This is a genomic window from Danxiaibacter flavus (assembly GCF_041060425.1).
Lineage (GTDB): Bacteria > Bacteroidota > Bacteroidia > Chitinophagales > Chitinophagaceae > Danxiaibacter > Danxiaibacter flavus.
This window is the reverse complement of the sequence record NZ_JAULBC010000003.1, coordinates 277,700-302,076: the sequence shown is the minus strand read 5'-3', so window position 1 is coordinate 302,076 and position 24,377 is coordinate 277,700. Positions and strand designations below refer to the sequence as shown.

Below are 24,377 nucleotides of genomic sequence, written 5' to 3'. Positions count from 1 at the left end.
CTTTTAAATTTTGACTTTCCATCGTGAACCTCAAATTTCCCATACAGTTTGAACACAACGGCAAAACAGCCGGCACCACTGATGATAAGCACATCCGCAGCATGATTGAGCAGGTATTGTTTACATCTCCGGGCGAACGTGTTAACCGCCCAACCTTTGGTAGTGGGTTAATGCAGCTTGTGTTTGAGCCCAATAGCGATGAACTCGTTGCAACGACTCAATTCCTGGTACAAAGCTCACTACAGCAATGGCTGGGAAACCTGATTGACGTGAACGAGGTCCGGGTCGACAATGATGAAGGTACGCTGACTGTAACAGTTGTTTATACTGTTCGCCTGACGCAACAAACAACTCAGGCAACTTTTACCCGATAGTGTATGAAATTTTCTTGTTGTACAGATGAACGTCGTACTGCGGTAATCAATCATCCGTTACTGAATGGAATTGATTTCCTTGAAGTGGTTGACAATCCGTCCGACCCGGATGATGTGCGCCAGACTGTTCTGATGGTACATTTCCTGAAGGACCTGGCTCCGGGTGAACTTTCTGTCCCAAATATTATTATACAAGGCGGTGAGCGTATTCAGCATATTTCAGTTAAAAATGTATCAGTAGGTCTGATCACTTCACCACTTTCTCCGCCAGCGTCTCCACCGGAAAGCAATAACAATATTCTGGTCGTACAGGTGGATCAAGCTGGTGATTTTTCCACTTACACACTTAAGGTAGTTCAGGATATTGGTCATTTGGATCCACCTGCAGGTTTTGATCCGATTCTCTCGTCTGTTGACTTTTCGTTTAAAGTTTTATGTCCTTCTGATTTTGATTGTAATTCTTCCTGCAACTGCTCTCCGGAGGTACAGCAGGCGCCGGATATCAATTACCTGGCCAAGGATTATGAAGGATTCCGGCAGTTAATGCTCGACAGGATGGCGTTGTTGTTTCCTCAATGGCGGGAAAACAATGCTGCCGATCCTGGTGTAATGCTGGTTGAGTTGCTGGCGTGGGTGGGGGACTACCTTAGCTACCGGCAGGATGCAATTGCTACCGAAGCTTATCTTGGTACGGCGCGAAAAAGAATATCTGTGCGCAGACATGCCAGGTTGGTTGATTACTACATGCATGACGGATGTAATGCACGCACATGGGCGCATATAGAAGTGGCTGAAGGCATAGCGGGCCTGCCTTTGCTAAAGGAAGCGAATGGCATTATAACCAAGGTACTGACTAAGTCCTTTAAATTACCGAACGTATTAAAGCCCGACAATAAAGAATTCAATAATGTGGTTAATGATGGCTCAGTAGAAATATTTGAGCTGATGCATGACACCGTTCTCGATGCCCGGCACAATACAATGTATTTCTACACATGGGCTCAAAAGAATTGTTGTCTGCCCAAAGGTGCAACCAGTGCTACATTGGATACACATCTGCCTGCATTACAGGTTGGCCAGATCCTGATCTTCCAGGAAGTGCTTGGACCAGGAACGGGAAAGGCTGGCGATGCTGACCCAAAGCACAGGCATGCGGTGCGGCTCACAGAAGTAGCCTTGTCATCAGATCCCATCGGATTTGTAAATAGCTCACCACCTCAATATGCGCCGAGACTGGTAACTGAAATAACATGGAGCGATGCTGATGCGCTGCCATTTCCCCTGTGTATCACATCTGATGATGATGACGGAAATGATGTTGTGGTAAGTGTTGTTTTAGGTAACAATGTTTTAGTAGATCATGGCCTTACATTGCCAAATGAGCCACTTCCGGCAGTGCCCGATGCTACCAATAGTGAGGTTGAATTAAATATAGTAGAACCAGGCTGCAATGCCTGTGAAAAAACAACGATCACACCTGTTGCTCCCCGTTACCATCCCGCGTTGAAAAAAGGCCCGCTTACCCAGGCTGCGTCATATAATATGGATGCTCCACCAGCGTCTGCCACCGCTGCCTTGCGGTGGGAAATGAAAGATGTGCTCCCTGCAATTAAATTGGAAGAACAAGCCAATAACAGCCGGTGGTTGCCTTTGCGTGATCTGATAAGCAGCAACGCCAATGACAAAAACTTTGTTGCTGAAGTGGAAGGAAATGGAATCTCTTACCTGCGGTTTGGAAATGATGTGCAGGGCAAAAGACCATCAAGCGATGTGCCGTTAGATGCTGTGTATCGCGTTGGCAATGGCTTAAACGGCAATATTGGTGCACAGGCTTTAAAGCACCTGGTAAGCAGCGACGGTGCTATATCAAACGATTCAATTTTAAGCATTATCAATCCGCTGCCTGCGACTGGCGGCCTGGAGGCTGAAACCATAGAGCTGGTAAGAAAACGCGCTCCTATTGCTTTCAGAACTCAAAAAAGAGCCGTGACCATGCAGGATTATGAAGATGTGTCCAGAATATGTTCTCCAGACATACAACGCAGTGCAGCCACTTTGCGCTGGACGGGAAGCTGGCGCACTGTTTTTCTCACTGTGGACAGATTGGGCGGGGCAGTAATTAAAGATGATTTTGAAACACAGCTCCGGAACTGCATTGAAAAATATCGCATGGCAGGACAGGACCTGGAGGTAGAAAATCCGGTATTTGTATCACTTCAAATTGATATAACGGTGTGCGTATTGCGGGATTATTTCAGAAGCCAGGTTAAAAGTGCACTCTTAAACGTACTGAGTAACCGCCAATTGCCTGACGGTAGTTTAGGCGTTTTTCACCCTGATAATTTTAGCTTCGGGCAACCGGTTTATCTAAGTCCCATTTATACCGCGTTACAAAAAGTGCCAGGAGTCGGTGCTGTTACCATAACTAAATTCCAACGGCAGGGTAAAGACACGAACGAGTTTTTGTTAAGTGGCACACTGCTAATAGGACGAACCGAAATAGCTCGTTTGGATAACGATCCTAATTTTCCGGAACACGGCGTTTTCAACTTAACGTTAGAAGGCGGCAAATAAACCACGGAGGCACAAGGGCACGGAGAAACACAAAGAATTGAAAATTGACAATTGAAAATTGACAATGAGCCCGGCGACATAATTTTCACAAAAAAAAGGCTAAAACGTACAACTAAAAACTCCTCCTCACATCTAACATCGTACACCTAACATCGTACATTCCCATGGATACTTGTCATTGCTGTGAAGGTTTATCCGTTCAAACGCCGGTTGAAATTTATAACCGGGCGGGCCTGAATGCTATTGCTTACAGAGTGGGTACGCATCCTCAATTTAAGGAGAGTCTTTTAGCAAGGTTGTCACTGGCGGACCAGCCTACGCTAAAGAATCTCACAACAAGAGAAGACAATGACTTCTCTATTGCATTGCTGGATGCATGGTCTGTTGTTTCAGATGTGCTTACATTCTACCAGGAACGGATTGCCAATGAATCTTATCTCGCTACCGCAACTGAAAGATTTTCCATACTGCAACTTGCAAGGCTGATCGGTTATGAATTGCGTCCGGGTGTAGCGGCAACTGCATACATAGCATTTACATTGGATGATTCTGCCAGTGCGCTTGGTCCTGTGCTTCCATCTAATAATCTGACTGGCTTATTGCAAAGCCTTCCGCCAATCACGATTGACAAAGGAATTAAACTACAAAGCATTCCTGGCCCAGGCGAGAAAGCACAGACATTTGAAACGGTTGAAAACATATCTGCAAGAGCAGAATGGAATAATATAAAACCCCGGCTTACACAACCCCAGGATCCGTTGGTAGAAACTGACAATATAATTCTTTTAAAAGGCACAAATCTTAATTTGAAGAAGGGCGATATTTTGCGTGTTAACTACCCTGACAACGGCATCAAGCTGAAAACGATTTTCAATATTGTTGTAGATAATGATGCCAGGACAACAAGGTTAAATCTTAAGACGGTAACAACACTGCCCAATTATCGCAAGCCTGTATTTGCCTTTGGTAATCTTGCTCAAATATTGAATCCTGTTTTGCTGAATCAGAACGTTGTGTTCGGTCTGGTTAACAAGGTTGCGTGGAAAGAGTCTGACTTCAATATACTGGTGAATACAAACAGATGGGTACCAAAGGATGTTTATCAAAGTATAAATACACAAGCTGCGGGTCTTCCTCCTGAAACAGAATCTTCGGCTTTTGTCTTCCGGAAACGTGCCCCGGTATTTGGGTACAACGCTCAAAAGAAGATAACATATAACGGCAATATTCCAAACCCTCCATCCAGCTGGACAGAATGGGATATTTCCGGTATCGAAAAAAACAACATTGTGTATCTTGACAATGCATACGAAGAAATCGTAGACGACAGTTACATTGCCATCCAGAATCCTGATGCTACCAATCCAAGTGTTTCTTTTTACAAAGTGAATGCTGTTAACGTTACATCGAGAACCGAATATGGCATGAGTACCAAAACGACAAAACTATCTATTGATTCAACGAGTGATTGGTGGGGATCCGGTACAACGTTGGCAAGCTTACGTTCTATTGTTGTATATGCACAAAGCGAGCAATTAGATCTTGCGGAATTGCCGATTGAAGATGAAGTAACCGGCGTTACATTAACACTGGACCGTTATTATCCCGGCCTGCGCGAAGGACAGGCAATTATCATTAGCGGGGAACGCAGTGATCTGCAGGGCGTTTCGAGCAGTGAATTGCTTTTTATAAAAACAGTTGAGATAATAGGCGGCTTTACGGAACTCACATTTGTTGACCCCGGTATTCAATATTCCTACATCAGGAAAACCGTTGCCATCAACGCAAATGTTGCTATGGCAACACACGGGGAAACTGTTCAGGAAGTACTTGGCAACGGAGATGCCAGTACAATATTCCAGACATTCAAATTAAAACAACCACCATTAACTTTTATCACTGCAGATACTGATAGCGGAGTTCAATCAACTTTGGAAATTCGCGTAAATGATCTGTTATGGCATGAAGTGCCCTACTTTTTAGATCATGGTCAGGATGAACGAATTTATATAACAAGGCAGGACAATGATAGCAATACCATTGTAACCTTTGGCGATGGCATCAACGGGGCGAGAGTGCCTACCGGTTTACAAAACATTAAAGCAACATACAGAAAAGGAATAGGGACTGGCGGCTTGGTTAAAGCCAATCAGTTATCGCAGCTTCAAACAAAACCATTAGGCGTTAAATCCGCCATAAACCCTGTTTCGGCCAACGGGGCACAGGATGCAGAACAATTGGATAGCGCAAGAAATAATGCGTCTTTAACCATTCTTACTTTGGGTCGCGTAGTATCGCTACAAGACTACGAAGATTTTGCAAGGGCGTTTGCAGGCATTGAAAAAACACTTGCAACATGGACGCTTGTAAATGGAAGACGACATGTTTACATAACTGTTGCAGGTACCGATGGCGCTGAAGTTCCTGAGGACAGTAAGCTGGGCATCAATCTTCTTGCTGCAATTAATAAAGCTGGTGATCCACGTGTGGCAATTAAAATTGCTTCATATAGTCCGCGATATTTCCAGATCTCCGCTAACGTCGTGGTTGATCCTGACTATATAGCTGCAAATGTGATAGCTGCAGTTGAAAAAAATCTGCGTGATACATTTTCTTTCAAAGCAAGAAAGTTTGCGCAATCCGTAACCTATAGCGAAGTGGTTGCCTGTATGCAACAAACACCCGGCGTAATAGCTGTTAATATTAATTCATTGGTAAGATCAGAAGATCCTGCAACCAATATACCTGACGTGATTGATGCTGCAATGCCTGTTATTACAACAACATCAGTAAAGGGTGCTGAATTGTTAACGCTCGATCCGCGACCGGTTGATCTTAAAGTCATATCATGAGCTTTACTAAAGAAACCATATTCAAATTACTGCCACTCTTTAACCAGGTGCGCGACCAGGAGAGTGGTAACAGCCTGGTTCCCGGACAAGAATTTGATGGCCCGTTAAAGGCGTTGCTGGGATTGATTGCAGAGCAGATTGCAGTGCTTGAAGAAAATTTCGACCAGCTATATGATGATCAGTTTATTGAAACCTGCGCCGAATGGGTGGTTCCATATATTGGTGGCCTGGTCGGAACACGCGGACTGATAACTTTTCCCGGTGCGTCATTCAGCGAAAGGGCGCAGGTGGCAAATACAATATCTTACCGTCGCCGTAAAGGAACAGCAGCCGTACTGGAACAACTGGCGAGAGATGTTACCGGATGGACAGCCAATGTGGTTGAATATTTTCAATTGCTTGCCACAACACAATATCTTAACCATCTTAGACCCACTAACCTTTCCGTTTCTGCACTTCGCAACTGGGAGAAAATGGAATATGTAAATACGCCTTTCGATAAACTAACACGTACACTCGATGTGCGTAATATTGAATCGCGCAGGGGGAAATACAATATTCCCAATGTTGGCATATTTCTTTGGAGACTGGATAGCTACTCAATTACAAGCGCACCAGCTTATAAAGTAGATGACCGCCGCTACAAATTTGATGCATTGGGTAAAGACACACAGTTGTACAATCATCCGGTACCTGAAGATGAAATAACACATTTGTCCACACCGGTAAATGTACCTATGCCCATTAGCCGTACCGTAATGTACAATTATACGGATGACTATTATGGTGTAGACAGAAGTGTGTTTATTGATGATAAAGAATTTGTAAGCATTTGTAATCTGAGCGATGCCACAGATGGATCCGGCGATTGGGTTAATATGCCACAAAGTAAAGTTGCTGTAGATCCTGTGCTGGGCCGTATCGCATTTCCTGCGCTACAGCCTCCTCCACAAAAAGTATCTGTGAACTATTATTACGGATTCAGTGATAAGATTGGTGGCGGCGAATATGCTCGCTCAGATAGTTTTATGTCTGAGTTAGCGGTTGTGCAGGTACCCAATCAGCATCCCACCATACAAGCGGCATTAAATGTATTGGAACAGACAGGTGGCATAATAGAAATTACGGACAATGCTTATTACATTGAAACACCTTCAGTAAAAATTGCTGATGGAAAAAAAATTGAAATAAGGGCCCAGGATAAACAACGGCCCGTTTTGGTACTGGATGATGATCTGGAAATTTTTGGAGGAGAAAACGCTGTTCTTAGCCTGAATGGATTGCTGGTAAGCGGTGGATGTTTACGATTGCCGGAAACGGACGGCTCCGGAAAAGTTAACCAGCTTGATTCATTGCAGGTAACACACTGTACTTTATTACCTGGACCAAGTGCACAAATAGGAACAGTTGCAACCCAATCGCAACAGCCAAGATTAATTGTAGAGATGGCCGATGTTACGGTTAAAATAAATAAATCGATAACGGGTGCTATCCGGGCCAGTGATTCTTCAACTGTTTATATTTCCAATTCAATTGTTGATGCATTAAGTGATAACGCAGTTGCTTATTGTGGTCTTAACGGACTTGATAGCTATGGTGCTGTATTGCAGGTAGAAAATACTACCGTCATTGGTAAAGTAGCCACCCGTATTATGCAGCTGGCTTCAAATGTCATCTTTTACGCTGCATCTGCGAAAGACGCAAATGATATTCTTCCTGTTACTGCACAACGTTTGCAGGAAGGCTGCGTAAGATACTCCTATATTCCGCCAGGCTCAAGATTGCCACGCAGGTTTAATTGTCAGCCGGCAGATGATACAGACGCAACAAGAATACGGCCGATGTTCAATTCTCTAAAATATGGGGATGCTGCTTATTGCCAACTGAGCAGGCTTTGTGCAGTTGAAATAACCGAAGGCGCAGACAACGAAGCCGAAATGGGCGTATTCCGCGATTTATATCAACCTCAACGCTTGACCAACTTGCGTACGCGATTAAATGAATATTTGCGATTCAGCTTGCAGGCAGGGATATTTTTGGCATCGTAACAGATCAGGAATATCGCTGATATCTGATTTGCTGATCTCTGAATTCGTTTTGTGGCAAGCGTGTAACAGAATTCTGTCAGCAAATATTTCAAACATATTTTTTAAATTTCTGATGTCTGATTGATAGATGTCTAACTTACTTTAAATACATGCTCATAAATAGTGAGGCATATATTCAGGTCAAAACGTCCTCATAAAATCAGAGATCGGACATTAGCAAATCAGACGTTCCTCATACATCTAACATCCTACATCTGACATCCTACATCTAACATCGTACATCTAACATCATACATAGAAAGTCGTACATCATTTCACAAACCTTATTAACTATGCCAGGCGATTATTCAAGAAAACTATTCGATGCTAAAAAGCACTACAGTGCAGTGCTTGAGCAGCAGGGAAGGGTACAGGTTGATGCTGACTGGAACGAGCAGGTGGACATTCAGCAATATCGCATTTCAACTGAAACGGTAGATGTTATCGGCGCAACAGGTATACCTAAGCAGAATAATGGTTTCTTTATTGTTCCATTTGCTGATGGCAGTGACTTTACCATATTGCCGGGCCGTATATATCTGGATGGACTGTTATTTGAACTTGAGCCTGGAACAACAACTTATTTGCAACAGCCGTATTATCTCAATCCGGATCTGTCTGATTTCAATATTCCAACGAGCCCCCCCGGCTCGCCTGCAAGTCCGGTTAAACCACCCTTAAAAGACGGAACATATATTGTGTATGTTGAAGGCTGGCAGCGGGAAAGAAATTTTCATGATGATCCGCACATTCAGGAAGTTGCACTGGGAGAAGCAGATACTACAACCCGTTTGCAAAATGTATGGCAGGTAAAAATATTAAAAGTAACAGATGTTATTTCTCCTTCATGTGCTACGGGTTTCAGCGAATGGGATAATACAATAGCTGCAACAACCGGCAAAATGAATGCGCAGGCCGTAAAGAACACATCGCAGAAAACGCCCTGTGTTCTTCCGCCGAGTTCAGGATATAGTGGCCTGGAGAATCAGTTATACCGGATTCAAATTGCTAAAGGCGGGGATCGTAGCGTGGCTACATTCACATGGTCGCGGGACAATGCATCTGTTGAAACAAATATTATGCAGGTATTTGACAGCGCAGTAACTGTTGCTGATATTGGCAAAGATGATGTCCTTGGATTTGCAAACGGTCAATGGGTTGAAATTGTAGAGATCGAGCCTACAATGGCAGGAGGTACATTGGTTCAGATTGATACTATCGATCAGGATCTGTTGAAAGTAACGTTTAAAACAGCGATCCCGCAGTATGCAGGCAAGACCGGTTTAAAGCTCCGCAGATGGGATGTTTCAGGAACAGGTATGGATAATGGGATCGCCATGACGAACGACTGGATCACCATTGAAAGTGGGGTACAGGTTTTGTTCAGTGCAGGTACTTACCGCACCGGTGACTATTGGTTGATCCCTGCCAGAACAGCTACCGGAAATATTGAATGGCCTGTTGATAATTTACAGTTTTCCATTCCTCAATCGCCTTCAGGAATAAAAAGACACTTTGGGAAATTGGGGCTGCTGGTTGCTAAAGGCGGCCAGGTAAATTTTATAGATTGCCGGCCTAAGTTTCCTTCATTAACCGGCATTTGCGCCGAAGATGTTTGCTTTAATAATACCAACTGTAATTTTCCGCAAGCCACAACTGTGCAACAGGCATTGGATTTGCTATGCCAGCGCAGTGGCGGGGGTTCCTGTACCATTGTTGTAAAGCCGGGTGCAGGCTGGGAAAGCGCATTAACCACGCTAGCTGACGGAATGGACGCACAGATCTGTTTTCAATCCGGACTTTATCCTCTTGCGAATCCGGTGGTGCTTAAAAATAAAGGCAACCTTAAAATGGTGGGATGTGGTCCTGCGAGTCGTATTGTTTCTGCTAATGCTGAAACTGCTATTATTTTTGATCATTGCAAGACAGTTAACGTACGTGACCTTTATGCTGAAGGCGGGGCAGTGAGCCCCAATCAACCAGCATTGGCAGTGCACTTGAATGGCGTTTTCAGCTTTACAGGATGTGAGGCTGTAAATGTTGATCATTTAAGTTTAAAAAGTGGTGCAAGCGCAACACGTAATTGCACCTGTATTACAGTGACCAATGATGCTGCAACTCCTTGCCCGGTGCGCATTGAAGATTGCGATTTGCAAATAGGAAACCTGCAACAGGGCATACTTGTTATCAATGCTTCCAACTGCTGGATTGAACGGAACAGCCTGAAAGTTTATTCAACACCTGCTTCCGGTGGTCTCAACAAACAACTGGAGTTGGGCTTGCGCAAGTTGCTCTCTTCAAATCTTCAGATAAGTAAAGCGGGTAGCCCGCCTGCAGGATCGAACAACGTAACCATTACGTCAGGTAATTTTTCTGTCAACTTCAAAAGCGATCAATCGTTACAGAATGAATGGAAAAGGGCCATGGAAACACTTTATCCGGCACCAGCAAAATCTGAGAAGGAATTGCAGATTCGCGTACAAAAGCTGGCAACAAGATTTGTTACTGAAAGCGTATTGCAGGACAGGTTCAGGCAATTTGGCATCTTTGTTCAGGCTGCCGCCACACAAACAAGGAGCATTGCCGCGCAAGGCATCACTGTTGGTGGGCAGGTGGGAAAGAATCTGCATATATCCGGCAACGTTATAACAGATGTTTTGCAGGGTATTCATGTGGGTGTAAGTCACAGAACGGCGGTGGTACAACCGGATAGCATTTCAAATCTGTCTATCTCCAATAATACAATTGCAGTAACGTTACCAACTACCGTTGGCAAGCTGGATCGCTATGGAATTTTTGCAGGGAACGGAAGCAATATCCTGATAGAAAACAACACACTGACACTGGAAAGATTAGTTGCCAACGATAATACAGATATTGACGGCATAAGAGTTTGGGGAAACCTCGGCTTCAGAGTAATAGTCTCTCAGAATATGGCTACAAGCTTCGACGGAGATCAGAAAAAAAGTTTTTCGTTCGGCATCAATGTAAATCCCTTGCAAGCTAAACCAGGGACTGCTCAGTGGGTTGTAATGTGGAACGTAACGCCCGGTAAAATTGCAAGTACGACAGTAAAGGCGGGTGTTGTTTATCAGAATAATACTTAGGAGTGAGGTGTAAGGTATCAGGTATCAGGCATGAGGTAAGGAGTGACATTTAAGCTATCGCATGTCAGATATTTTTGGAGTCATATTTATACTAGACAAGTTTTGCATGGTTGAGAAAAAAAAACTGCCAATGGGGTAAATCGCGAAGGGATGAAATTATTATAGATGGTGGCTATCAAGAATTGTATTCGAAAACCCGAGGGGTTGACATTTTAGGTGCTTAGGGTTTTGCAAAGTGAATTCGTCCTTTGCAAGTATGTCATCGAAACAGAACCTTGCCGACCAAGAAAATTGTTTCACTTGTATTGAATTAATAATAAGATTAAAATATCAAAAAACCTTGCCGGCATTGTATTTTACGCTTTGATCTTTCAGCAATATTTTCTAACTTCACTATGTGTGACGTTTTCCTTTGGTATTGGTCAGTTGTTAGCAGTTGTTGCGGTCTCTGCATGCGTAAGTTTGTTCTGATAGTAACTTTTGTGAAACAGGTGAAGGGTTCGAATCCCGCGTTGCACATTTAACGAGGTTGGTCTTAACTGTCCTCGTTTTTTTGTTTTAAAAAGGAGAAGAATTTCAGATTTGAGATTTGAAATTTTCACCACAGAGTTACATTGAGTTTCGCACAGAGTTGCACAGAATTGAAACTTGCAAACTATCTCATAGCGTTTATTCTCCGCAAAATAACGCTATTTGCTGTAACAATCATGGTGTAAAAAATACTGCGAAACTCTGTGAAAACAACTCTGCGTACAATGTGGTTAAACCTTCTCATTAATGTCTGCTATGCGTGTTCCGCTTGTCTCCTGTATAATGCCCACCTATAACCGGCGGGAGTTTATACCACATGCTATACGGTATTTTCTCAGGCAGGATTATGAGAACAAGGAACTCATTGTTATTGATGATGGGCAGGACAATATCCAGGATCTCATACCCGATTTACCGTGCATACGTTATTACCGCCTGCCACAAAAAATTACACTAGGTGCAAAGCTCAACCTGGCGTGTCGTTATGCTGCTGGTGACATCATTGCCAATTGGGATGATGACGACTGGTATGCTCCATGGCGTTTACAATACCAAATAAAGTCATTACTGGACAACAATACGCAGGTTTGTGGCATAAACACTTTGCTTTACTTTGATTTGGGTAGCAAAGCGGGCTATCAATATATATATCCCTCCAATCAACGTGTCTGGCTGCTGGGAAGCTCTTTGTGTTTTACAAAAACACTGTGGGCAAAGAATCAGTTTGCCGACATTAATGTGGGTATGGATGGGTTATTCGTATGGAACACGCCAGCTGAAAAAGTATCAGTTCTTTCGCAATACGATTTTTCCGTACATATGATCCACAGGGATAATGTCAGCCCCAAAAATACGTCCGGCGCGTGGTGGCATCCGTATAGTACGGATAAGATCAAACGCATAATGTCTGACGACTGGCAATATTATACCAATGGTCATATCACTTATCCTTCAGCACCGGATTACGGACTACAATTGACGAAGTACAAGAAAGAGCTTCCGGCAATAAAAAATGTTTATGCCTGCCTTGTTCATGAACAACCGGACTGTATTCTTGATCTTGTTGAAAACCTTCATTATAACGACCCGGAATCAACGATATTGCTGTATAACGGTGGAACCAACAGCAACCTGGTCCCGGAAAATTTTCCATTGCGGAAATATAATGCAGTAAGGCATCCCGCGCCCAGACCAGTAAAGCATGGATACCTGCATGACTTCGCATTAAGAAGCATGCAGTATATGCTGGAGGGTTTAGATAATGATATACTTACTATTGTGGACTCTGACCAACTAAGCATAAAGCCGGGCTACACAGTATTTATGAGTAGTTTCTTCTCTAATCTTGATGGTCGTGCTGGTATGTTGTCAAGCAATCCACTCCGGGTTGATAGAAATAATAAAACAAATAATGTTGCATTACAGGCCTTTCGTGAATTCGATTTATGGAAGCCGTTGTTAGCTCAATTTGAAGGCGGAGAAGATCATTTCGTGCATTGGACATTCTGGCCTTCAACTGTGTTTACCAAAGATGCCTGCAAGGATCTGCTGCAGCTTTTCAATACCAATGCAACGCTGCAGGAAATAATGCGGCATACGAAGATCTGGGCGAGTGAAGAAGTGATCCTGCCAACTTTAGTAAAATTACTCGGTTATGATATCTGCGCAAATCCATGTAGTTACAATCTGGTGAGATACCGGCAGGATGTACATACGGATGAACTTAATAAAGCTTTTCTTAAACCTGATATGTACTGGGTACATCCTGTTCCACGTTCAACACATGATCCCATTCGCAAATTTATCCGGGGCAAATTCAACGAATATGTTACAGAAACGGAACGCCAGCCAATTACAATGCAACATGCAGATGTCGGCTATGATATTCAAGCCGCACTGGATAAAATGCGTAATACACAAGGCTGGCTTAGCGAATCTGAAGCAAGGTTATTAGCGAACTGTTGTATCCATTCCCTGCAGAACGCTGATCAACTTCAATACATAGTTGAAACCGGCTGTTATCATGGGAAGTCCACGGTATTATTAGGAACTATTGTAAAAGACCTTTTTCCAAACGCAAGAATTGCCAGTGTTGATCCGCACGATGGGAAACTGGGTGCGGTGGATCAGGGATTGAAAAAATATCCCCCTTCGTTGAATGAATTTAAGAAGAACATTTTGGGCGCCGGCTTGACGGAGATTGTCGAGGTAATCCAGGAGCGTGCAGCTAATGTACAATGGCAGCAGCCTATTTCTTTATTGTTTATAGATGGCTTGCACGACTATCAAAATGTGTCATCGGATTTTAGCCATTTTGCACCCTTTCTTATAAAGGACGGTTATGTTGCTTTTCATGATTATGCAGGATATTTTCCCGGCGTTACAACTTTTGTTGATGAGTTATTGAGCGGTGGAAAATATTGTAAAGTTCAAAAGAATGATAGTTTGATTGTCCTAATGAAGAAATAAGACAAAGCAGTAACTTTGAACAGGCTATTGCTGCAGGTATGGCGCTACTAATTAAGTCTGTCTTAAAACAAGCGTTATGTTTTTACCTCCTCGTTAAAAAAGAAAAGCAATCTTTCTCAGGAAAATAAGCAATCTGGTTTAGGTCAGCACAAATGCAGTTGCGGCAAGCCAATTACCAAAGGAGGTGAATGTGCCGAGTGTAAGAAAAAACGCGAGGAGAAACAACATAGTGCCATAGCAAAAAATGTTGCAGACAATCTTAATGCATCAGGGCTATCCGGTCACAAGTTTAGCAATCTAAATGTTTATAACAAAGAGCAACCGGAGTTAACACCTAGCGGAGCCAGTCACACATCCAATCAAAAGCTTGAAGGCGCCGTTCCGCATTCCGGCATGAAATGGGTTGCCGATATAAAAAGTGTCAGTCATCCTTTTTTTGCTAAAGGTGGAATGTTGTCAGACAGCCCGGCAGATCTGGCCAACGAGGATGAGACAAAGCTTGCACAAGAAACAACGTCAAACGTTGCCGCTCCGGCCCCTGGCGTTCCACTACCTTCTATACCACCGCCGGTACCAATGAAAGATGATACATGTACCTACAAAATAACTTATTCCAATATACAAAAACCCGGATGCGCCGCTGATAAATGCGGTGCAAAGATAATCTATGATGTTAGCAAGGTAGAAGCTACAGGTGCAAGTTGTCCTTCATTGAAGGGGCTTAAAGTAACAGAGTCAGTAACAACAGATAATGGCTGCACGCCGGGCGGTGTAAAAACCGGGGCAGGTTGCGATATAGGAGATAATGGTGAGGTGAAAAACTGTACAGATACATATGCGTTCTGCACTTCTGCGGCAAACATCAAGGAGGGCGGCTGTACAGAAATATATACACAGAAGTTATTTGTAGGAGGCGTTCTTGCAGAGACAAGAACAATAACATTTAAGTTTACCAAATCGGGAGGCACGTGTTCTGCAACCGTTGATCGAACATAATCTACAAGAAGGCGTTTAAATTCTACTGACATCTGATATGAGTACAATTAAAGATTTCGTTTATCATCTCCGGAGAGCCGGTTTTCGTGTAAATTTTATAGAAGCAAATCAAAAGCCGGATGTTGACGAGCCGTTCACGGATGATCCCGATATCTTTTTTGAAAACATTCTGCCCAGGGATGGCCAGTATGATTTTGTCAAAGCGAAAAGTCAGTATACTGTATTCCCTTCAGATTCCATGTGGAGAAAAGAAATCAGTGGTATTCATATCAAAAACACGCCAAGGATAAATGCTGTCGAGGAATATCTTTCGTTTATTCAAAAGTATCATATTCATATTCAGCCGCCTGCTATCAAGGGAGATCCGGATTCACCGGATTATACTGATACGATAACGTTAGCAAACACAGGTCAGCTTAAAGATCACCTGCTGCAATTATTGGGGACAGACAGGTCACTCGTTTTTACAATCGAAAAAACGCAGACAGGGTTGCCGATGCTTCATTTTGAGCGCATCGGTTAACGGTACCGCGTTTATGCATTTAGTTTCACTCAGTGATTTTCCAATATGCAATCTTACGCATCACAGAGAAACAAAGGCCGTCAAAGTAGCTTAAAAACGAATGTATCACCAGCGTTTGGAAATTATTCAAAAGATAAGCCAACTCAGACTCTGTTTATGTCTGAAGGTGGTCATCATTCATTCGTCAATATGAATGTATCAGCTCCAGTCATTCAGGCTAAGCTTAGTATTAACCAACCCAACGATATTTACGAGCAGGAAGCTGATGCCATCGCGGATAAGGTTGTACACGCAGCGGAACAATCAACCAACGGGAAATCTGCGACAGTGAACAGCAAGAACATTTCTTTGCAAAGAAAATGTAAGGAATGCGAGGATGAAGAAAAGAAAGCGCAACGTAAATCCGCTTCCGTCAATACGACGCCCGTGAGCGCCTCCAATGGTATCATCTCCAATAATGGTATAAGCAACAGGATTAATTCTTTGCAGGGAAGAGGTAACACGATGGATAATCAAACGCAGGCTTTTATGTCTGGCGGCTTTGGCGTTGATTTCGGGAACGTACAGATTCATACAGATGACAACGCAGCAGACCTGAGCAGACAACTAGGAGCAAGAGCCTTCACTGTAGGAAATGATATCTACTTCAATACCGGGGAATACAAGCCATCTTCAGAACAGGGAAAACATTTGCTCGCGCACGAGTTAACACATACCATACAACAAAGCGGCAAGCAGTTGCGCGTTCAAAAAGATGATAAAGAGAAGCCGGAAGACAACAAGCCTTCTGTTGATTTCGATGCGCTTCCACCGGATTTAAAGATCAGGTTCTGGCACCTTCTTTTTGAAGCAAACACCAGCCAGGTAAAACTGGATCTTGAAACAAAAAGTCTGAAACCAAGTCTTTCGTACAAATACGGAGGTGCCTTGACGTTAAGTTTAAAGGGAGGTGGAACTACCGGTAGTTTTGGATGGCAACCGGGAGATAACAAGTTAAGCCTGGGTTTGTCACATGGTCCCGTTGGTGCTAATTTTTCGGCCACGCCGGGTCAGGATAAATATAGTTTGGGATTAAGGTTGGGGGACAAGTTGCTGCCGCCGCCATCAGATATGGGGCGCACTTTTATGGCTGGCGGTTCTTCTGCTGGTAGTATGTTGACCGGATTGCCCGGTGGGTTAGATGATCCGCTTGCTTACTATAAAGCACATAAAGACGATATAGAAAATGTTAGCAAATCTGTAGATTTAGCGAAAGACATTACCGAGGCTGGTAAAAAAAGAATTCGCTTTGGTGCGGATTTTTCTTTGTCATACGATCCCGTGAATAGCCTGGTGTTCACGGCCAGGGCCGGGTTAATGTACAATTTTTAACAAGAGCAAAATGCAGTTACACAGGGTTTCACGGAGAAGACACAGAGGTACGCAGAGCATAGATCACCATCCACAAAATTATTTTGATGCACGCAAAAGCAGTGAATAAAACCGTTGCATCCAATCAGTCTGATCTGAACAGTTCGCCTGTGAATAAAAGCATTGGTGAACATTCCGATGCATACCTGGCTGCACAGGAAGAAATGCATCATTTTGATCAGTTATCATTGCATCCACCGATTGTTATCCAGCCAAAGCTATCAGTTAACCAGCCCAACGATGCCTATGAGCGGGAGGCGGATGCTATTGCTGATAAAGTGATCAGCATGAATGAACAAAGCAGTCTTCAGCCGCTTAATTTTCTTCATTCACCCGGCAGTGCACAGCGAAAATGTTCCGCTTGCGAAGAAGAGGAAAAGAACGTTCAGCGTAAATGTGCCCACTGTGAAGAAGAAGAGAAAGGTTTGCAACGAAAAGCGGTAACTGCCGGTTCTGTGTCGTCATTAGCCAATACTTCAACGGTTGCCAATCATATTACTGCGTCTCAAGGCAACGGGAGGGCGTTAGATAAGCATACGCAGACGTTTATGTCAAGCCGTATGGGATTTGACTTCAGTAAAGTAAATATTCATGCGGACAATGATGCGGCAAGCATGAACCGGCAATTGAACGCCAGGGCTTTCACTGTAGGTAAGGATATCTATTTTAATACCGGGCAATACAATCCTTCGGGTGAAGAAGGCAAAAAGCTTCTTGCACACGAGCTGGTGCATACCATACAGCAGGGTGGAACTCAGACCCAAATTCAGCGTGCATGTCTACCAGCCGCGGAATGTGCAGCGCCGCAGGCAACACTGGAAAATTTTGTGCAGGAAACTGAAAATAAGCCGGAAAATATCTCAAAAGCAGATAAGCGTAAAAAGGCATGTAGTAAAGTTCCTCCTGATCCGGCATGTACTTCAGATGGTCATGGATCGCAGGCAACGGCGCTAACGTCAATACTAAATACCAATTATAAATCAAGGCTTGGCTATATCACAGGTATTTATGTAGATAAAGATATGCCTGCTTCATATGCAGCAGTGACATATAGCTGCGGAGCCTTTGTTCCGCCAAAACCTGGCGGGCAGTGCACTTTTGTTCCGGATGTTCTGGAGGCGCAAGGAAAATTGTATCTCGCAGGCAATGCCAGCATTGGCGGAAAAACCCGTCAGGACTGGCTTACATCAACCCTGGGTACGTTAACACATGAAACCGAACATGCACGGTTTAATACAGGAGCACCATTGCCCTCACCGTCATCATCATCTACATGCAAATTCGATGATCATAAACACAATCTTTCCGAAATGGCGGCTCATTTAAGTGAGATGCATGTATTTTACAGAGCTGCACTCGCAAAGCCAGGCAAGGACCGCTTTAAAGAGTTCTACAACATGTTTAATTACTGGGTGAAGAACGGGTCTGAAGATATTAGTGGCATTGTTAAAGATCTAAGATGTAAATGCGACTGCGCAGATGCAGATCATTTCATTAAGAAAACAGTTGAATCTGTCTCCACGTCTCAAAAATGGGACACCAATGAAGCTGACATGATACATCGCGAACTAAAAACACCTAAGTGGAATTTAAAGTGGCCCGTAGATCCGCCTTCAGGCGTTAATGTGACTGATCTGCCAACTGAGGCGCCGGCGCCGTATAAGATGGAATGAGCATGCAGGATGTAAGATGTACGGTGTGCGGTGTAGGATGTAAGATGTAAGATGTACGGTGTACGATGTACGATGTGGGAGTGAGTTCCGGTTGTACATATTAGGTTGTACGTTTAAGCCCTTCGGCCACCCTGGTTAGTTGCAATCATTTTCAATTTTCAATCATCAATTTTCAATTCTTTGTCCGCCTTTCTGTCTTTGCGGCAAAAAATAGTTCATGCAAACATTTCTACAACAGAGTCGTTCATCATCAAAAAACAACAACAAAAATTCCGCATCTAAAAACCTGAAAGCTCAAAAGAAAAGCAGATTTGCAGATCATTCGGGTGACAATGCGCAACATCACTTTAATGATCTGATACCTTATAATTCGGGAAGGGAACAAACCGGACTGTTTTTTAGGAATGAGCATGAGTCTAAAACGGAAGTTGACGAATCTTTATCTCACAACATTATAAACTCGCAGGGAAAGGGAGATAAAATTGATGCATCAACAGAAGTCTTTATGTCTGGCCGGATTGGAGCAGATTTCAGCAAGATAAAGATTCACACGGATGATGAAGCAAAAGAAATGACCGGCCGAATTAACGCCAGGGCTTTTACTGTTGGTAATGATATCTATTTTAATGAACAACAATTTCAACCGCAAACGACAACAGGCAGACATTTACTGGCGCATGAGCTTGTACATATTGCACAACACTTGCCAGGCATTAGAAGAAAACCTTTGCCGACGGACAGATATGGCAGGCCGTTGGGTTTTGTCTCTACACCGGAGCAGGAGGAATACGATAAGGACACCGCGGAAATGCGGGAACACCTTTTCGATATTATGCGAAATGGTTTTCCCGGTACAAAAGATAACAGCTATCTGCAAAAACTCATTGATGAAAAGTATGAAAAGGGTACGGATGATTACTGGTTGGCTACAAACTTGCTTAAGTACGGGCCTGAAGCACTTTGGCCACCAGCACTTTCAGCAGAGCTTCGTTCAAAATCAATCAGGAATAAATGGAATTTTGCCGAGGGATCACTTGGTACAACCGCGGGCGGACAAAGCGTTCGTTCCTTCTACTTCCCTGGTCAAACAGATAATCACGCGTTGATCATAGCGGGTGTGCATGGGTCTGAATTGTCGGGCACAGAAGTAGTGGAAATTTTGATAGAAAAATTGAAGACAGGCCCCAGACCTTATTACACTGTCATTATTGTACCGAGCCTGTTTCCGGATAATGCAGCAGTTGCCAAATCAAAACCCAAGCAAATAGAAACAGGTGAGAATGTTGGACGTTATTCTTCAGGAACTGAATCAACAAAGCACAGCACAGATCCCAACAGGCAATTTCCTGAATTTGGAAAAGCGTACGATCCATCCACGAAACAAGATGCAAAAGGCAGAGCAATCGAACCTGAAAATATTATATTACTTGAATTGATTGACAGATTCAGACCGGCAAGAATAGCATCGGTTCATTCCAATCACGATCTTGATAAAGCCGGCATTTATGCAGATCCGAGAACAGATTCCACAGGCATTGCGTTAGGATTTGATACAGATGAAGCTTTAGCAAAATCAATGGCGGGCAAAGCTCAGTCAGGCGGCGCAAATATTCCCGGCAATAAGTTTAAAGATGAACAACCAACCAACGCTATTTATCCGCTGGATCCGGCCGCCGCGGCAGCAGGCAAAAAACAGAAGCGTGAAACTGGTAAGGGTAATTCGTTGGGGGGATGGGGATCCACTGCAATATGCGATCCGTCAAAGCCCGCTACTAACAGGCCTGCTATGCGTATAATAACCGTTGAAGTGCAGTTTGCTAAACGTAGTACAGATGTTGCAGCCGCGGAACAGGCAAAAAGAAAAACTGAGCTTGAGGCGCATGCTGACGCATTGAGAGAGATCTTTCTCGGTCCTAACCAGGTGGAAACAGCCCTCGATCCTTGTCCACCGGCGACTTCGCCATAGCATAACTCAGAATGTCTGCAGTATCGTGCTAAGCCTTTCTGCAGTAAGCGCAGGTAAATAATCTCTAACCTGGATAGCATCCGGATTGTTGCCCCAGGTCATTTGCTGATTGGTAAGCAGATAATTCTTTACGCCCAGATGAAAGGCCAGATGTGATGGGCCGGATACTATGCTTATTAAACCCCGCCTTGCTCTTTTTAGTACATTAATTATTTGAACAATGGGCTTGTTGAACATACCTGTAACATTGTTTCCTGCAATAAAATGATGATCATCTCTTTCATGTCCAATAATGCAGAACGAATATTGGGGCATCTGATCGACAAGTTTTTGCCACTGTTCTTTAGGCCAATGTTGTTCAGAAGGCAATGAACGGGAAAATGGTGCGAGGATATAATCAAATAGTGCTACATCCACTGCTTCATATTCAAGTTCAGCCTTTGGCGGTATCGATGGAACAGGCATTCCCAGGTATGCAAAATGCGCCTGGCTCATGTAATAATTGTGGATGTGTGAAATTTTACATGCCTCATATGCATCTAATTTCAGAATTCTGTTGTAGTGTACCGGCTGTTGTTGACTGATGTTAAGCTTCTTCGGAATCAATGAGAAAATTGCCGCGGACTCAGGGTGAATAACAAGGTGTAATTCGTCCTGCTTTGCAAGCTCAGTTATTACAGGAACAAATCCCAGGAAATCTCCAATTAGCCCGTCCTTGCAGTACAGAAGCGTCATAGAAACAATATTAATTAGATGGTGTCATTCATGGTTTTATCACTGCATAAAAAATGCCGGATATAAAACTTGTCATGAGCAAATGAATTTTAGTCATTAACAGTTAAGTGCAGCATCTATCCTTCAATCAAGTTATACATTTTTACTTGTGACAACGAGTAATTCGTTAACTATTTTATGATTGAAATTATTTCAAGATGGATCGAATCCGGCTAATCAATTACCTGGCTGCTCAACGCAATGCAAAAAACTACCTGGAAATTTGTGTGCACGATAAGCAGAACACTTTTGCATATATCCAGTGCAGCTATAAAAAATCGAACTACCCGGCATCATCTGATCTGTTCTTTATTACCAACCGCGACAAGTTCGATATTATCTTCATCGATGGATTTCATTCTGAAGAACAGGTGTTAAAAGATATTCATCACTCATTTCAATGCCTTGCTGATAGCGGTATCATTATTTTGCATGATTGCATGCCGCCGGATGCGTGGCATCAACGTGAGGCTGACAAATACCGCAGCGGCGAAAACTGGAACGGAACTGTTTGGAAGGCTGTTCTGAGAACTTTCAATACTTCTGGCTATAAATGTACGTTGCTTGATACTGATTGGGGGTGCGGCATAATTGATACGGCGCAGGCGCAGCTTCCAAGGCACAGGGTTCTTCCATTGAATCTTCAATACGAACTACATTATCCCTGGCTGTTAAAATACAAACAGTCTGTTGCCGAATACTTACGTGCGCAGGTGAAAGTATTTTATCATGTGGCCTGCATGGGCAACTGGAAAGATGTTTTTGACGAACAGGTACAACAGTTGAAACAAAATGGTTTTTATAAAATAGATCTGACAGTTCTTGGAACGGAAAATGATCTCGCTGCGCTTCAGGATACATGTGCTAAGTATAGAGTAAAACCCAATATTATCTTTCATGCAGATGATCTGACCTGGTTTGAAAAGCCAGCTATTCTGGCCATTGAAGACTATGCCAGGAAAAATGAGCACGGATACATACTCTATCTTCATAGTAAAGGGGTGAGTAATCCCGACGATGGCACCAAAGCAAAGTGGCGCCGGCTTATGATGAAGGAACTTGTTCAGAATTGGGAGTATTGCATGCTCCAATTGCCCAACTATGATGCCATTGGTGTTAACTGGAGAGAGATGCATCCTACTTCGCACTTCTGCGGTAATTTTTGGTATGCCTCCGTAAAATACCTGCGCAAACTTGCCGATTTCAATTATTATTATGAACACCCGCTTTACCAGATCTGGGATGCATTTCACAGTAAACGGCTGGGATGTGAGTTCTGGATAAGTTCCGGCAGGGAAAAGCCCCGTGTACTTTCACTCTTTTGCAGGAATGTGGACTTTTGTAATCATGAATACTGGCGGAATAAATAGATATCTATAAGTGTGAAGCAGACGGTTTAGTTTTTCCAGATGATTAAGCTTGCTTGATGAAATCCCGAAGCCCGCCTGACCGGACGGGCAGGGGGGCTTCGGGCAATGTCATTAAGTTAAGCACAGACATCTTTAACTTTGGGAGATATCTCCTATCGTCGATATGACGATCCTGGCTTATCAGAAAAAGTAATCACAACAGCATCAATACCAAGTACAGAATAATGAGCAAGTCTGCAACCTCAACGTCACGTCGACGACGGGAGAGGTCTCCCGAATATAGAACTGATGGTGATATTTTATAAGCGTTTGATATGAAAACTCTAACTTAATGACATTGCCCGAAGGGATTTAATCGATCCCTGTAAAAATGTTTCTCTATATCATCCGGGAAGGATTTACACTCAATTTGTTCAATTTGTCGTCGGATAAAAATGAACTCAATTTACTTTTTCTGAACCAACAGTGACATAACGCGGGTGCATTTATGCAGGTTAATGCCTGCCATTAAAATTTCCCCGACTCACTTCAACTCAAAAAAAATCTACATTAACAACACGCTAATTACAAACGACAGGCTGGAGGCTTTGATCCGTCTTGCAACACAGGCACCAAAGGAGGGTTGTTTTGCTGAAGTAGGTGTATACAAAGGCGGCTCACTCATGCTACTGGCAATGACTTTCCCTGACCGGTGTGTCTTTGGTTTTGATTCTTTTGAAGGATTGCCGATAGCCTATTGGACAGATACAGAAGTGCATCGGCCCGGCGAATTTGGTGATACATCGCAGGAAGCTGTTACTGAATTTCTTGGCGAATACAAAAGTAACGTACATCTTGTGAAAGGTATTTTCCCTGCCTCTGCAAGCTTACAGGAGCAAGAAACTTTTGCCTTCGTTCACATTGATACTGATTTTTATTTGTCAGTGAAAGCATGCCTGGAATGGTTTTGGCCGCGGCTTGTGCCTGGAGGCATAATTGTACTGGATGATTATCGCTGGCCAGCCTGTCCGGGTGTTGAACAGGCACTGGTTGAATTCGGACAACCGTTTCAACAAACAGAGGCGGCCTACCAGGCCTTTCTACTCAAAGAATAATTTGTTAATCTACACAAAGCCGGCACCGTTGCTCCATCATTCAATATCGTTTAGTTAAGCAAGCATCGACAACTTTGGGATGTCTTCTGTCGTTGATGATGACCCTGGTTCATCGGAAAAAATTGATCACAGCAGCACTAATAACGAGTATGTAATAAAGCGAAAATCTGCAGCCGCATCGGCAACCTCGACAGAAGAATTTGGCTAACCATAATCAAAAAGAGATGACAGTATACTTTTCATCGATAGTCCGTAGGACTTTAAGCTTAATAGAAGCCCTAACATATAGGGGCTTTCTTGTCCGTTAGGACATTAACCCTTTTTATTTGGTTAAAGTCCTAACGGACTATGAAGTCCTCAATTCGCACGTTTCTATTAAGCTTAATTCCCTACGGGAAAAATTGTTACTGCTTTAAAATACGTCATTAGCAGGATTGGAAAGATCTTTCTAACCTTGATCCGATCGCTACTGACGATGTTTGACACTTCTAAAAAAATGCCTGAAACACTTGCATTTGTGGATTTCAGTTTATAATTTTCGTATAACGATCTCAATATGTTTGAGACTATCTCTCTT

General features: G+C 43.3%; 14 protein-coding genes. 13 read left to right on the top strand and 1 reads right to left on the bottom strand.

What is annotated here, in order from left to right; genetic code table 11:
* Window positions 1-23 precede the first annotated feature (23 nt).
* The 11 genes from QTN47_RS11765 (at window position 24) to QTN47_RS11715 (ending at window position 20,562) form a co-directional block, all read left to right on the top strand.
* Complete coding sequence (locus tag QTN47_RS11765; RefSeq protein ID WP_369329572.1) at window positions 24-374, top strand: GPW/gp25 family protein; 351 nt, start codon at window positions 24-26, stop codon at window positions 372-374.
* A 3-nt stretch (window positions 375-377) separates the two neighbouring features.
* On the top strand, window positions 378-2,948 hold the full coding sequence (locus QTN47_RS11760) for a baseplate J/gp47 family protein (RefSeq protein ID WP_369329571.1): 2,571 nt from the start codon (window positions 378-380) through the stop codon (window positions 2,946-2,948).
* Window positions 2,949-3,112: 164 nt separating this feature from the next.
* Complete coding sequence (locus QTN47_RS11755; protein ID WP_369329570.1) at window positions 3,113-5,800, top strand: putative baseplate assembly protein; 2,688 nt, start codon at window positions 3,113-3,115, stop codon at window positions 5,798-5,800.
* Entirely contained in the window at window positions 5,797-7,848 is a 2,052-nt protein-coding gene (locus QTN47_RS11750) for a hypothetical protein (protein ID WP_369329569.1), read from the top strand. Before QTN47_RS11755 ends, QTN47_RS11750 begins: the two co-directional genes overlap by 4 nt.
* Before the next feature lie 332 nt (window positions 7,849-8,180).
* The gene (locus tag QTN47_RS11745) at window positions 8,181-10,994 is read left to right on the top strand and encodes a DUF6519 domain-containing protein (RefSeq protein ID WP_369329568.1); all 2,814 of its coding nucleotides are present in this window, start codon (window positions 8,181-8,183) and stop codon (window positions 10,992-10,994) included.
* Between the two features lie 777 nt (window positions 10,995-11,771).
* Window positions 11,772-13,994 (top strand): glycosyltransferase, encoded by a 2,223-nt coding sequence (locus QTN47_RS11740; RefSeq protein ID WP_369329567.1) that lies wholly within the window; start codon window positions 11,772-11,774, stop codon window positions 13,992-13,994.
* Window positions 13,995-14,387: 393 nt separating this feature from the next.
* Entirely contained in the window at window positions 14,388-14,990 is a 603-nt protein-coding gene (locus QTN47_RS11735) for a hypothetical protein (RefSeq protein WP_369329566.1), read from the top strand.
* 37 nt (window positions 14,991-15,027) lie between these two features.
* Entirely contained in the window at window positions 15,028-15,513 is a 486-nt protein-coding gene (locus tag QTN47_RS11730) for a hypothetical protein (RefSeq protein ID WP_369329565.1), read from the top strand.
* Window positions 15,514-15,702: 189 nt separating this feature from the next.
* Window positions 15,703-16,884 (top strand): eCIS core domain-containing protein, encoded by a 1,182-nt coding sequence (locus QTN47_RS11725; protein ID WP_369329564.1) that lies wholly within the window; start codon window positions 15,703-15,705, stop codon window positions 16,882-16,884.
* An 86-nt stretch (window positions 16,885-16,970) separates the two neighbouring features.
* Window positions 16,971-18,596 carry an eCIS core domain-containing protein gene (locus QTN47_RS11720; RefSeq protein ID WP_369329563.1) on the top strand — a complete coding sequence of 542 codons (1,626 nt, stop codon included), beginning with the start codon at window positions 16,971-16,973 and terminating at the stop codon, window positions 18,594-18,596.
* Window positions 18,597-18,813: 217 nt separating this feature from the next.
* The gene (locus tag QTN47_RS11715; protein WP_369329562.1) at window positions 18,814-20,562 is read left to right on the top strand and encodes an eCIS core domain-containing protein; all 1,749 of its coding nucleotides are present in this window, start codon (window positions 18,814-18,816) and stop codon (window positions 20,560-20,562) included.
* Between the two features lie 6 nt (window positions 20,563-20,568).
* On the opposite strand, the gene QTN47_RS11710 is transcribed toward QTN47_RS11715, so the two are convergent.
* Complete coding sequence (locus QTN47_RS11710; protein ID WP_369329561.1) at window positions 20,569-21,297, bottom strand: glycosyltransferase family protein; 729 nt, start codon at window positions 21,295-21,297, stop codon at window positions 20,569-20,571.
* Between the two features lie 197 nt (window positions 21,298-21,494).
* Here QTN47_RS11710 and QTN47_RS11705 point away from each other — a divergent pair, with 197 nt between their 5' ends.
* Window positions 21,495-22,706 (top strand): class I SAM-dependent methyltransferase, encoded by a 1,212-nt coding sequence (locus tag QTN47_RS11705; protein WP_369329560.1) that lies wholly within the window; start codon window positions 21,495-21,497, stop codon window positions 22,704-22,706.
* Between the two features lie 497 nt (window positions 22,707-23,203).
* Entirely contained in the window at window positions 23,204-23,800 is a 597-nt protein-coding gene (locus QTN47_RS11700) for a TylF/MycF/NovP-related O-methyltransferase (protein WP_369329559.1), read from the top strand.
* Window positions 23,801-24,377 lie beyond the last annotated feature (577 nt).